Genomic DNA, 13949 nt, shown 5'->3' on the forward strand with positions numbered 1-13949 from the left:
AACATTCCCCTATTCCTCAGTAAAGAGGCGCTCTGAAAAGCCCGACGCAGAGTCATAAAAACGCTCAGCCTGAGGCAAATACGAATAGCGTTTCAGAAGAGACGGCGCATCAGCCAAAGAAACTAACTGCTCTGATAATTTTGAAGAAGAAACAACTAACGGCAAAGAACCTTTTAATGCTTGCCGAATCTTCTGCTGTTCTTGAGGAGTAATCTTTGCTAAGTCTTCGGGTGCACCATCCCACGCACCAGGAATACTGCCATCAGAACAGCAAAGAATAACCGGTGTGCTTTCACGCTCAATAAGGCGGGTGCGTCGTTCAGCAGACTCCTCGTCTCCACTTCTTTGAGTGAGCTGTTTGAACTCCGTAATGGTCGCCTCATCAGCTAACGCTTCTTCCAAAGGTGCCGCAGCCCCTAGCCCCGCACGAATACGACCGATAATATCGGCAAAAGCCTCTAAAAATGCGTCATCATCCTGATGAGCAAATGTATCAAGAGATAGAGACGAACTATCAATAAACCTTTGATTATCTGCAGGAACAACAAAATGCTGATGCTCTATCAAAAACGACCATGTACGCTCCAACTCGGCCTGAAAATACGGTGCACTTGAATACTTATCAAGCTCAGCAACACGAACCACCCGAATCGGTATATGCGGAACACCTGGAATACGCTCTGCACGCAAAACATCAGAACGCCTCCACACCCTACCAGCACGCTGAATCAACGACGCTGACGGGCACAAGTCCGTACTCAAAAAATCTAAATCAATATCCAAAGAAGCTTCAATAGCTTGAGTACCCACAACAATGACAGACTCAGCCGTCTTACCAGCACCAATCAGCGCTTCAAGCTGTTGTGCGTTAATACGACGATGCTCCGCCGTCATCCGAGAATGAAGAAGAACAACACCCCCATACTCTTGCTCAAGAGCAGCAGCAACCGTTTGCGCTCGCTGAACCGTATTACAAATAACGCCGATACGAGCTTTGGGGAATCGTTCACGCATGGAGCGAACCCACATAATATGGGAATCTTCTAGAGAATTAGAATCGACTGTATCTAACGAAAAATCAATACTATATGTGTCACTCGGTAGAGCAGAAGTCTCCGGTGCAGAAGAAGAACGCTCTAATAATTCTGTTGCAGGGAAAGCTGGAACAAGGCTGTGCTCGGCTAGAGACTCACCTGTATACGCTTCCAAAAATTGTTGACGCTGCCACTGCGGTAAAGTTGCCGTTAGCAAAGTGACACGCGTATTCGTCTTTCCCAACCACTCAAGAAGGGTGACCAATAATTGTGTTTGATAATGATCGAGAGTATGCACCTCATCAACCACAATATGAGAGTTTGCCAAAGCCAATAACCGCAGATGAGTCCACTTAAGAGGCAAAGAACCCATCAACGCCTGATCTACCGTGCCAACAAAAACAGGGGCAAGCAAACGAGCCGCACCAGAACGCACAAACTCTGTAGGATATAAACCGCCAGAACCTTGCCCCATACAAGAACTATCACCTATCTCAGAACCGCCAAAGCTCGTGATAGGGGTCTGATAAAAGTCCTCGATAGACGCTAGACCATGCGCCAAAGCCGCAACATTCGGTGTACCTTCATAAAATTTTTGCACCCTACGCATCAAAGCATTAGAAGTTGCCTGAGTTGGAAGCAAAAACAACAAACGTTCTTGTTCTGTACAATGACGCAACAAAGCCGCCTCTGTTTTGCCTCCACCGGTCTGCACCATCACATTCCATAATCCACCACCGGCACGCAAGGCTTCAGCTTGCATAGGTCGAGGCTCATAATCACCAAGAATAGCTTGACGAGCAGTAGCCTCGTCCTCCCAACCGTGGTAAATACCAACAGTTTCCTCAACCTTGTGAAGGGCCTGTTTAGATAAAGCTTTTACCCATTCGTTAGGTTTCTCTAAAACCAATGTGCCGTCAGCCATGAGCTGTTGATTCTGAGCGACCCAATCAGAATGCGAAGCAATCCTATCTGCAAGAATAGTTAGACCCGAAAGCAACACAATCACCGTATTAGATACCTCATCAGGGAACTCTTTACGGCAAATTCCTACTGCCTGCTCCAATAGCGACAATAAATCGTCCTGAGCCTGTGTCCAACCGTTTTCTTCAAGGAGGCAGGTAAAAGCACTGTGCAGTCGACGCTTCCGTTTAAAAATCTGCTTATTGTCAAGGTCGAATGGAATATCAAAGTACCCATGATGCCCTAGAGCTGGTAAACATTGCCAGATAGCTTGAGATGTGCCATGAGTACAGGAAGAACTATCTGCATAGAATCCGAGGGCTGAAGCGCTAATTTGTTCATGACGACGTAAAGAACGCTCTTTTCTCTGGTCATCGCTCAGATCGGATAACCCTTCAAACGCTAAGGGATTGTGAATCAAAATATTTTCACGAATACTATCCCAGACTTCTTCCTTTTGTGAAAACTGCCCTTGAAATAAGGGCGAGGCTTTACCAACGTCATGGCTACCAGCAATAAAGCACACGATACTCCGTGCTTGTTGACCTAGCTCTTGCTTAAAAAGTTCTTGAAGTCCTGGTCGTAACCAACGGTCGTAGAGCACACCTGCGACTGCTGCGGTGTCGAATAAATGGGCAAGAAGAGGGTATGTGCCGTGAGTCTTGTCTTGTTTTGACCAGAGATAGCTATGTGTTGGTACAGGCATGAGTATTCCTCACCGTTTATTGGGCGATTTTAATGCTAAGCATTCCACAGCCATAGGACTTGGCTCGTCCTACGCCGTTGAGAAGTATCTGTTCAAGAGCTGATGGGGAATCAACGTAGGCGAATCCGTCTACGGTATCTATCTGAACCGTCAAATCGCCTTGCTTTTTTCCTGTGCGATCTGTTCCTAAGACCTGGCGCTGATGATTCATGACGGAGATATCTTTGAGTACTCCAGAAAGACGTTGTTCAAGCCAATTGGTAAAGCTTAGCGGGTTCTCTTGGCTTTCCCCGTCAAAAGGTACAGGCGATATTTCTCGGGAGCGAGATTTGCGGATGATGCCGTTGATTGCAAGTCTAAAAGCAACAGGTGTTCCTTCTTGCGGTGACTGGAGAGAAATTTCTTTTGTTTCAAGCTCTTCAATAATGTCTTCTGCCTGTACAGGAATAGAAGACTGGACTAGGAAATATGGAGCGTGGCCCGGTACAGAATCTAAGCGGAAGAGGATGTTGTGTTTTGAGCGAGGGTTGGAAGATTCTAGATTTTCGTCAAATAATCCCATAACAGCACGGTGTCTGAACTTAGGGGAATCAAGTAGGAATCCCTGAGATGAGGGGGAGTGATTGCTCGCACGAGAAAGAGCGATGTGAACGGGGAACTTTGTAAGATGAACACTTGTGCTCATGGGATGTAGCTTCCTTTCTTGGTTTGTAGCTATAAAGAAGTGCTAAACTAAATGCTATTGGCTTTCCCTGAAGTTCTCGGGGGTATTTCTTTGTTTTTTGCTACTATAGCCATTTTCTCCGTATACGCGGAGGTATTTTTCTACTCTTTGGTCTTTATCGTATCACTGGTTGTCATAAAATCAACTTGTTATTTGCAAATATATTAATGTGTTAATTTTATGGCAATACTGTTGACAGGTTGAGATACGTTCTGTCACAATGTGGGTTATACGGCAGATTTTATAACCATCCTAAAGAAAGAGAAGTTTGTGATGGTAGACATACTCAAAGATGTTCCGTTTGTGAAGCTCACCTCTGAGTCCGTGACAGTGAAAGAAGCTTTACTCCAGGCGCACAAAAAAGGAGTGTTGCTTGATAAAAAAATCCCAGGATACCAATATGCAGCGTTTCTGAGACTGCTGACGACAGTGCTTGCTGTGACATTGAGGCATTGCGGAGTTGATAACCCTAAAAAAACTCCTCAGATTAGTGAAAAGCTCCTAGAATTAGGCATTCCAGAAGAAGCGTTAGATAAAGCATTAGAAGAATTAGCCACAGGTAGCGACCTTTTTGATGGGAACATGCCCTTTGTGCAGCGACCACCCGTCACACCAACTTCTGCAAAAGATAGTGCTCGTGCTCTAGGGCCGGGGCAGCAGCCCGTCAAAAAGCTTTCACCAGCCATGCCCTCTGATGCAGGAGAAGATTTTTGGAACCTCAGTGTTGCTCAACCTCAGTCTATTTCTCTAGAACAAGCTGTCACAGATATTTTGGTGTACCACCACTATTCAATGGCTGGAAATAATACCTACGATGGTGACAAATGCGCTATGGGTGCACCAGGGATTCGGTATCTGGGAAAAGGAAATGCCGCTACAGAAATCTTTTGGCAAGGAGAGAGTCTCCTTGCTACATTGCTGATGGCTATCCCTAAAAGCTGGGTCTTTAGTAAAGAGCTGCCTGCATGGGCAGACAGAGAAGGAAAAACAAAAGCGAAGACCCCCTCTGCGGAACCATCACTATGGGACGCAACATGGAGCTCTAACACCGTTGCTACGTATTGGGAAGATAAAAATCTTGCAGGCGTACGCGTTGGCGGTATACCAGAAAAATGGTATGTACCAGAAATGGGACCTGCTAGCGATAAACAAGCTAGAAAAAACTGGTGGGATACCCGCAATACACTAGATCCCTTCTACCTCTACATGCCAAATCAAAGTGGAGAACTTAAAGCCCAGCGTCTAGACTTCGGGCGAGACGCAACTGACCTAGCCGTAGAATGGGCGGCAGAATCAAAAGTTGAAGCGGCTTCTAAACAGCTAGAACAACGTTTCTATGACGGTGATGGGGATGAAACGCTGTGCTTTATCCGTCATCAAATTGAAGGAACTGCCTCATCCCCTAGCATTAGAGCTTCCTCTGTTTATCAACCAGACTCTACGCAATGGGTATTTGACGCCAACGAAGAATTACAAGAAGCTATCCAAACCCATGCAAAGACTATTCAAGAGTTACATAACATCGTGCGTGCTCCCTTCAGACGTATGACTGAAGGAGACAAAAAACGCCGAGATACAGGAAAAGGTGTTGTAGCTTTTGACGACTTGGAACATCGCAGAAAAGACGCCTCCGCGTACTTCTGGCGTGAAATTGGGCCAGTGTATGAAGAATTCGTTATTTGTGTAAAAGAAGGCGAAAAAAAGATTCCACGGGAAGTTCTTGAAAAAGCGCAAGCTGCTGCACTGCGAGCGTACGACAAAACTATCGCGCCTCATATAAGTCAGCATCCAGAACGCGCGGTTTATGTACGAGGAATCTTAAATCGTCGTTTACATCTTGCATTGTTCTCGCAAAGTTAATTTTATTAGTAGAAAGGAGCTCCTATGGCTCAGCAACCTTATTACGATCTCCTTAGCTTTACGCTAAGAGTGCGTGACCCGCTGACTGGCTCAAAAAAAATCTGGTCAGCTCTCCAAAAAGGCTTAGTGCCTACCATGGAACATTATGCATACCCTTACGTGTTGCCGCACATAGACAACTCCCATCATCGAACAGCGGTGCTCCGTTCCATTGGGCTCATCTCTGAATTCAACAATATCCCTCAAAACTTTGATAACGACGGGAAATACCAGTGGAAGAGCATTGGAACGTGGGCGGCAGAAGTAAGTCGTGCACTTGCCAACGATAGAGATATAGAGCTAAACCCCGATAACCCAGATAGGATAGGCCAGCTTTTAGCGTATCTACACACGCAAAACTTAGAAGAGGCAGTTCGTACTTTATACCGCATCATGCAAATGTCAGGGAAGCTTAACAACGTTCCTGCAATGCATTTTGGTGCACTCATCAATATGTTCATTTATTGGGGGAACGGTATTTCTGAGGAATCACGCGAACACCGTCTCACCATGATGCGCGATTATTATTCGGCAGTTTTCCCTAAAAAAGAAAAAACCGAAGAAACAGAAGCATAAAGCTTCTATACACACCAAATATTTTCTTAACACTACTTATTTTGAAAGGACAATGAAATGTCTCGCCATCTGACCTTGAGCATCGTCTCAACCGTACCCTACTCCAACCTCAACCGCGATGACAGCGGAACACCAAAGCGCGCAACTATCGGCGGAAGCTTACGTGCACTGCACTCCTCACAATCCATCAAACGAGGAATCCGTGTTGCTTACGAGAACGCCTCTTTGGATTACTCTGTACGTTCAGGCTCCCTCGTAAATGAAGTTGTAGCAAAAGCCTTAGAGCTTCAACCCGAGGCGGACGAAAAAGCTTTGACTAAGGAAGCTAAAAAAATTATTGGGGCCCTCACCAAAGGCGCAGAAAAAGAAACAGAAGGCGGCTCCGACCGTTCCTCTTGGCTCAGTGAAGAGGAACTCACCACCGCTGCATACACGGCACTAGGGCGTACCGACGAAACCTTCATCGAAGATGGACGTACTGGCTCTCTTGCTATCGCAGCTTTTGGCCGTATGTTCGCTAACGCACCCACCAAAAACACCGAAGCAGCTCTCAGCGTCTCACCAGGAGTGACAACACACCCCGCAACCATCGAAACAGACTACTTCTCCACCGTCGACGATATTAAAGAACGTAATGGAGAATCTGGCGCAACATTCCTTGGCGTTGCACAATACACGAACGGTGTTTTCTACCGCACTGTGAGCATCGACCGTGAACAGCTCAAGAAAAGCTGGGCAGGATTTGGCCAAGAAGACTCTAAAGAGAACCTACGCCAACTCATCACTGCAATTCTCTACGGAATGCCCCGCGGTAAAGAAAACAGTACCGCCCCTTATATTCAGCCTGCTCTCGTTCTAGCAGAAGAACAACAGTACCGTACCGCATACGACTTCGAAACGCCCGTACAAAATGGTGCTGAAGGCGGATATCTTGGCACAACAATCGACGAGCTTGCTCAACAATATGCTGCAGCACGACGCTTCGACCCAGACAACTTCGGACCCGTCGAATCCCTCACCGGAACATACACCAACCTTGACGGAAAATTTGGTGACCTCAAAGCTGTCTCCCGCAAAGAATTCGTAGAAAACATCGTAGAATGGATTTGCCAATGACATCATCGGTGTATTTGAGACTAGCTGGACCCTTACAGTCTTGGGCTGGTGCCTCCGTCACCGGTAATATCGTCAACACAGGTAAAATCCCTACACCAAGTGCCCTACGAGGTCTCCTAGCAGGTGCATTGGGGTATCAACGAGGGCAATGGCCACAATGGTTAGAAAACGTAGAGTTTACTATCCGTATGGAACGCCCCGTACAATACACTGATGATTTTCAGACGATTAATCCGCGTACAGGAGAAGAAACCTTCCGGCGTCGTATCCTCCTTGCACAAGGGCAAAAAGCATCAAGCGCAAAAAGCTTAGTCTTTACTCCCGACGCGCAATCTGGAACTTCCATCGTGAACCGTACATATCTTGCAGATAGCGAATTTATTGTACGTATCACCGCAGAAGGTAAAACTGAAGAAATAGATGCGGCGCTAAGAAGCCCCCAATTCAGCACCTATTTAGGACGTAAAGCGTTTCCTGCAGTGTTTCCTTTTTACTTAGGAGTAGGGGACTCGGACGAGATCTATAAAATCCCTACGGTCAAGAGGAAACAACGAAGAGAGCAACGCTCCACTGTGCAAGAGGCGGGCGCAGAAGAATCGGCAACAGTGACAATCTATCAATTTGTTGACGATACTCCCGTAGCACCGTCAAAGACTAGAGTTCCTGTCGTACAAGACCGCAATATGTGGTTAGAAAAAACAGCAGAACTTCTCAAACGACGTAAAACGCTCATATAAAACAGCAAGAACTCGTTGTGGAACCCTACTTTAGGCACACCACAACGAGTTCTTTTGCCATACCCATTACTAAGGAAAAACATGACCTATACCGTTGAATACCTACACCCCGCACCAGAACAAGCTAAAAAACACCTCGTCCTTCTGTTGCATGGGTACGGTTCTAATGAACAAGACCTCCTGCAAATAGCCAAACTCATCGGCTCAGAAAACATTACATGGGCGAGTATGAGAGCGCCTCAGCCCGTCGGCGCAACCATTGACGACACCGCAACCACCGCACATATTCCCGCCGTCAGCTACGGGTACCAGTGGTTTCCACTCAACCAGCTCTTAGATAGTTCCTTACACAGCATTAACCTATCCTGCGACTACGTGAACCAATGGTTAGACAAAAAATGTGCAGACTACGATGGGATAACGCTCCTCGGCTTCTCACAAGGTATGGCGTTAGCAACAAGTATTGCGCGATGCTATCCCGAAAAAATATCAGCAATTATTGGCCTTAGCGGATACATCATTGAAACAGAAGAATGGGCTAAAACCACACAACAACTCAAACAACGACAAATACCAGTCTTCTACGGTTACGGCGACCAAGACCCCATTATTCCTACCGGAAAAGAAGAATATACTCGCTCATGGTTAGAAGAAAACACCAACCTTGAATTACACGAATACTCTGGAATGGCTCACAGCGTCTGCCCGCAAGAAATACAGCACGTCGCGTCATTTATCCAGAAAAATATACTCCCGTTAACATAGCTATAGTGAGGGGAAGCAGCTACGCTACACGCACACCAAATCTTAGCTGCAACCGGTATATACAGTAATTTACTATTTACTTTCAGAAGCGACCTCAACAGTAATACCGTTGAGTGTTACCGTGTCGCCATGGCGTAGCTGCTTTCCGCGGGATTCTTCAATATCACCGTTAACCTTCACAAGACCATCTTGAATGAGTTCACGGGCATGAACACCGTTCTCTACTAAAGCAGCAAGTTTAAGAAACTGCCCTAGCCGGATACTCTCATCACGAATAAAAATACGTTCAACATTACTCATAACTAATACTCTAACCGATGAACCAGCAGGCAAAAGACCTACGCTCTAACTCAAGACGTATCACACCGCTCAGTAACAGAACGAACCATAATAATAAGGTACTCTTAGACAACGCGTACAGATACGCACAGACACTATAAAACAACCCCTGCACGTCGTCTCCAGCGGCGGGGCACTAGGAGTAATAATGGCAGAAAAAACAGTTCTCGATAACGTCATCACCTTGGCAAAACGCCGAGGCTTCGTCTTCCAAGCCGGCGAAATCTACGGTGGAACACGATCAGCGTGGGACTACGGCCCCCTAGGTGCTGAACTCAAAGAGAACATCCGCCAACAATGGTGGCAAACATTTGTACGCGGACGCGAAGACATGGTTGGACTCGACTCTTCCGTCATCCTCCCCACCAAAATTTGGGAAGCATCCGGCCACGTAGAAACCTTCACCGACCCATTAGTCGAATGCCTATCATGCCACACCCGCCTACGACAAGACCACCTCATCGAAGCCTACGAAGAGAAAAAAGGTCGCGCACCAGAAAACGGCATGGCAGACATCGCCTGCCCCAAATGCGGTACACGCGGACAATGGACCGAACCACAAAACTTCTCTGGTCTGATGAAAACCTACCTCGGACCAGTCGATAACGAAGAAGGCCTACACTTCCTCCGCCCCGAAACAGCGCAGGGAATCTTCGTAAACTTCAACAACGTGGTGACTGCTGCGCGCAAACGCCCACCCTTCGGCATCGGACAAATTGGTAAAGCCTTCCGCAACGAAATTACCCCAGGAAACTTCATCTTCCGAACCCGCGAGTTTGAACAGATGGAGATCGAATTCTTCACCCACCCTGAAGAAGCACCACAACACTTTGAACAATGGGTTGAAGACTGCTGGAACTGGTTTGTTGACCTAGGTATCAACCCAGATAACATGCGGAAATTTGATGTCCCTGAAGACGACCGCGCACACTACTCTGCCGGAACCATCGACATCGAATACAAATTTGGTTTCCAAGGCAACCCTTGGGGCGAACTCATGGGCGTTGCAAACCGTACAGACTACGACCTCGGCGTACATAACAAACACTCAAACGCTAAGCTTGAATACTTTGACCAAGGAACCGGCGAACGCTACGTACCTTATGTTATTGAACCGTCCTTCGGACTCACCCGCTCTATGATGGCGTTCCTTGTAGATGCGTATCTAGAAGATGAAGCGCCTAATACTAAAGGCGGAGTGGACAAGCGTACTGTGCTTAAACTTGATCCTCGTCTTGCACCTGTTAAAGCAGCGGTGTTGCCACTATCTAAAAAAGAAGATTTGGTGCCAACGGCAAAGAACCTTGCACAGCAGCTTCGTCGTCAATGGAATGTTGATTATGATGATTCTGGCGCTATTGGACGTCGTTACCGCCGTCAAGATGAGATTGGTACACCGTTCTGCATTACCGTAGATTTTGACACTCTTGAAGACCAGGCAGTGACGATTCGTGAACGTGACACGATGAATCAAGAACGTGTTTCTTTGGATAAGGTACAAAGTTATCTTGCCGAAAAACTTCTAGGCTAAAACCTAGGTTTATTCTTATAAAAGTTCATAATTCTTATGGTGTCTGGTGCTATCTTTATGGTAGCGTCAGACACCTTTTCTTTTGTGTCTAAGGATAAAGAATGAAAAAAGAGACAAAAAACTTATACGTTATATCAATAATTGTCGTAACCTTATTTATGTTTGCGTTTATATTGGTGGCTTCAGGAGTGCTGAGTTTATTTTTTGATTCTGATACAGAAAATAGCTTAGGTAAAACCAATTACCTGTCATTTGTATCTATCTCTTAAGTTTTCTGAGTTAGCTCAATAGAACCCCCGCTCTAAGCCTCATCTATGGGTGATGTTCTATGGGGCTACTAAGAGATACTGCTCTAACCTTGTGTATCTTCTCGTTATTGCTTGGGGTCGAGATGATTCGGGTTTTGTTTCATCTTCCTGTTTGATTGCCATTCTTGGTCTTCTCTATAAAGTTTCTTGAAGCCGTAGTAGAGAAAGCGAATCACCAATACAACTATTGCTAAAGATACGATTATGCTGATTAGGGCGAGAATGGAAACAATAAGGTGAGTCATAAAATATTCACTCCTTAGTCATTTTTGATGGCTTGACGAATGTCTATACGTATCGGTTCTCGCAAACCATCAAGTGAGATGCAAGTCACTATACACTACTTGTGTGGAGTGTTCAAGGAACTTATTGGATTCTCTGATGTGGGGGGGGCTGACTAGAAAACATGCTTGGGGTGTCTAGGGAAGTTTCACTCAAAGTTCAGGTGGGTTTGTAAAAAGTTTTTAAGTCGCGTTACAGCTAAGAAAACGCCCCCTATGCAAGCGCATAAGGGGTGTTAGGTTATTTATTTTTCTTCGTAAATTTTATTCTTCGGGCTTCCACGGCTTGCCCATAAGCAAGCGCGGTGCTTTCTAGCCACAGGGGGCTTTTCTTTTCCCCCGCGCCTTTGACCCATGCATCAGCAGGGGGAAGATCTTTAGCAATGGATAGATTGCTTGAGGCTTTCCCTATGGCTTTAGCGAAGCCAGATAAATTTAAATAATTTTCTCCGCTTTCCATAACCCTAAGAATAACCCAAAAGAACCGCGAATCATGGCAAGAATAGGAACCGCGCACACGTGAACCACCACTCCTAGGACACGAATACAATATTTGCCTCAAACGTGGACTACCTCCGTGCGTACGGAGAAGAGTTTCTCAGAGCCCTTAGCTAACCGTCTAACAAGGAAATACCTCCGTGCGTACGGAGAAGAGTTCCGGTTGAGGGCTACCGAGCCAATGCCCAGGAAATACCTCCGTGCGTACGGAGAAGAGGATGATGTTTGGGTTGGCAACATTGAAGCCTAGGAAATACCTCCGTGCGTACGGAGAAGAGCTGGGAGAGGCTTCTTTTGCGTCTGCATAGTTGGAAATACCTCCGTGCGTACGGAGAAGAGAGAAAACTATGACAACCCTCATCGACGGAACCGGAAATACCTCCGTGCGTACGGAGAAGAGCTAGCAGTATCTGAATACGCCCTAAAATACACGGAAATACCTCCGTGCGTACGGAGAAGAGAAAGAGCTAGAAATACCCGAAATCACCGCAACGGAAATACCTCCGTGCGTACGGAGAAGAGCTAACACCATCCAGCATGCAGATTTCCTCATCGGAAATACCTCCGTGCGTACGGAGAAGAGCGGATTTAGACCATTGCAACTTTGTTTTTAACGGAAATACCTCCGTGCGTACGGAGAAGAGCGCCGGTATTTGGTTGCAACTTCATAACCATTGGAAATACCTCCGTGCGTACGGAGAAGAGTTTTACCCTCATACGGAGAATACTCGTATCGTGGAAATACCTCCGTGCGTACGGAGAAGAGTATTACCGAAAGAAAATAGCGCATCCTTAGCAGGAAATACCTCCGTGCGTACGGAGAAGAGTATTACCGAAAGAAAATAGCGCATCCTTAGCAGGAAATACCTCCGTGCGTACGGAGAAGAGAAAGATTTAGGGAAGTCATGATAACCATAATAGGAAATACCTCCGTGCGTACGGAGAAGAGGATGTTCAGAGCGAGCTAAATGCTCTGATTTGGGAAATACCTCCGTGCGTACGGAGAAGAGGAAGAACTCCACGACCCAGCACTATACCTAGCGGAAATACCTCCGTGCGTACGGAGAAGAGGAAACGGTCTAGGTCGTATTCTTTTGTGTTCTGGAAATACCTCCGTGCGTACGGAGAAGAGAGGCATTTTAGGGCATAATCGCGCCATTCAGCGGAAATACCTCCGTGCGTACGGAGAAGAGACTCACAAACGGCGAAATGCTAATCACACATAGGAAATACCTCCGTGCGTACGGAGAAGAGAAAAATTCGCCCAATTTGCCTTTTGCGTTGAGGGAAATACCTCCGTGCGTACGGAGAAGAGCTAACCTCTCCCCCGCACCATCACAGATCGCGGAAATACCTCCGTGCGTACGGAGAAGAGTAGTTTCTACGGCGGTTTTCACTGCGGCATCAGGAAATACCTCCGTGCGTACGGAGAAGAGTCATCGCCGCCGTTGTGGGGTTAGTGGCAATTGGAAATACCTCCGTGCGTACGGAGAAGAGAGCCGTAGAGCTGACCTGGTAAACGCATTTTAGGAAATACCTCCGTGCGTACGGAGAAGAGACCCCAGCCATTCTTGATCCACATTTGCATAGGGAAATACCTCCGTGCGTACGGAGAAGAGTGATAAAGTAAGAGGCATGAATAATGCAAAACGGAAATACCTCCGTGCGTACGGAGAAGAGGAGTAAATCGCAGAATATTTTTCTGCGAGCTTGGAAATACCTCCGTGCGTACGGAGAAGAGCAGACATCGTCAACGAAGGCGAAACCAAACCAGTGAAATACCTCCGTGCGTACGGAGAAGAGGAAAGGTACGCTGTAGACATCACCTTCGCTCAGGAAATACCTCCGTGCGTACGGAGAAGAGGGTAGGCTGGTTATCTTATCGGTTGCTAACCGGGAAATACCTCCGTGCGTACGGAGAAGAGTCAGCGACTGCGCGTGCGCCTGTTGTGCCGGGGGAAATACCTCCGTGCGTACGGAGAAGAGCGCATCATCTTTATTTTTTGCTAATGCCTCGGGGAAATACCTCCGTGCGTACGGAGAAGAGCCAAAATCTTCAACTTTGCTCTCTAAAAATGAGGAAATACCTCCGTGCGTACGGAGAAGAGCCATTCGCCGTTGAGTTCAAACTGTTCTTGTAGGAAATACCTCCGTGCGTACGGAGAAGAGCCCCCTTGGCGAGAGAGGTAGTTCGCCACATCGGAAATACCTCCGTGCGTACGGAGAAGAGTCATCTTCGTATTCTTTAGCTGGAATAGTAATGGAAATACCTCCGTGCGTACGGAGAAGAGTCATCAAATTTTTGACCATCAGCACCCCAGTGGGAAATACCTCCGTGCGTACGGAGAAGAGCGAGGGCTCATCCATGACTTACGCAAATGTAGAGAAATACCTCCGTGCGTACGGAGAAGAGTGTGCCAAGCGCTGTTGGAGAGTATGTGACTCGGAAATACCTCCGTGCGTACGGAGAAG

10 protein-coding genes and 1 CRISPR repeat array (1 of these 11 only partly in view) are annotated in these 13949 nt (G+C 46.8%); of the genes, 6 read left to right on the plus strand and 4 right to left on the minus strand.

Annotated elements, in window-relative coordinates; genetic code table 11:
- Window positions 1–9 precede the first annotated feature (9 nt).
- Both cas3 and cas6e read right to left on the minus strand, forming a co-directional pair.
- Window positions 10–2703, minus strand: coding sequence for a CRISPR-associated helicase Cas3' (gene cas3, locus ACN084_RS05425; protein ID WP_419106154.1), 2694 nt, complete (start codon window positions 2701–2703; stop codon window positions 10–12).
- A 16-nt stretch (window positions 2704–2719) separates the two neighbouring features.
- Complete coding sequence (gene cas6e / locus ACN084_RS05430) at window positions 2720–3388, minus strand: type I-E CRISPR-associated protein Cas6/Cse3/CasE (RefSeq protein WP_419106155.1); 669 nt, start codon at window positions 3386–3388, stop codon at window positions 2720–2722.
- Between the two features lie 312 nt (window positions 3389–3700).
- Here cas6e and ACN084_RS05435 point away from each other — a divergent pair, with 312 nt between their 5' ends.
- From ACN084_RS05435 to ACN084_RS05455, 5 genes are all read left to right on the plus strand, one after another.
- A complete protein-coding gene (locus tag ACN084_RS05435; protein ID WP_419106156.1) occupies window positions 3701–5287 on the plus strand; it encodes a type I-E CRISPR-associated protein Cse1/CasA in 1587 nt (528 codons plus the stop codon).
- A 24-nt stretch (window positions 5288–5311) separates the two neighbouring features.
- Entirely contained in the window at window positions 5312–5902 is a 591-nt protein-coding gene (locus ACN084_RS05440) for a hypothetical protein (RefSeq protein WP_419106157.1), read from the plus strand.
- A gap of 57 nt (window positions 5903–5959) precedes the next feature.
- Window positions 5960–7018, plus strand: a complete 1059-nt coding sequence (cas7e, locus tag ACN084_RS05445; RefSeq protein WP_419106158.1) for a type I-E CRISPR-associated protein Cas7/Cse4/CasC — start codon at window positions 5960–5962, stop codon at window positions 7016–7018.
- Entirely contained in the window at window positions 7015–7755 is a 741-nt protein-coding gene (gene cas5e, locus ACN084_RS05450; RefSeq protein WP_419106159.1) for a type I-E CRISPR-associated protein Cas5/CasD, read from the plus strand. The genes cas7e and cas5e overlap by 4 nt, the downstream gene beginning before the upstream one ends.
- An 81-nt stretch (window positions 7756–7836) precedes the next feature.
- Window positions 7837–8520: an alpha/beta hydrolase gene (locus ACN084_RS05455; RefSeq protein ID WP_419106160.1), complete on the plus strand. Its 684-nt coding sequence runs from the start codon at window positions 7837–7839 to the stop codon at window positions 8518–8520.
- A 72-nt stretch (window positions 8521–8592) separates the two neighbouring features.
- Here the strand turns inward: ACN084_RS05455 and ACN084_RS05460 are convergent, their stop codons facing one another.
- Complete coding sequence (locus ACN084_RS05460) at window positions 8593–8820, minus strand: RNA-binding S4 domain-containing protein (RefSeq protein WP_419106161.1); 228 nt, start codon at window positions 8818–8820, stop codon at window positions 8593–8595.
- 187 nt (window positions 8821–9007) lie between these two features.
- On the opposite strand from ACN084_RS05460, the gene ACN084_RS05465 reads away from it, so the two are divergent.
- A complete protein-coding gene (locus ACN084_RS05465) occupies window positions 9008–10390 on the plus strand; it encodes a glycine--tRNA ligase (protein WP_419103302.1) in 1383 nt (460 codons plus the stop codon).
- A gap of 830 nt (window positions 10391–11220) precedes the next feature.
- On the opposite strand, the gene ACN084_RS05470 is transcribed toward ACN084_RS05465, so the two are convergent.
- Window positions 11221–11439: a hypothetical protein gene (locus ACN084_RS05470; protein WP_419106162.1), complete on the minus strand. Its 219-nt coding sequence runs from the start codon at window positions 11437–11439 to the stop codon at window positions 11221–11223.
- Between the two features lie 105 nt (window positions 11440–11544).
- A CRISPR array of direct repeats spans window positions 11545–13949; the repeat unit is 29 nt; unit sequence GGAAATACCTCCGTGCGTACGGAGAAGAG (it continues 1222 nt past the right edge of the window).

The sequence above is a fragment of the Rothia sp. P7208 genome, assembly GCF_048512915.1.
Lineage (GTDB): Bacteria > Actinomycetota > Actinomycetes > Actinomycetales > Micrococcaceae > Rothia.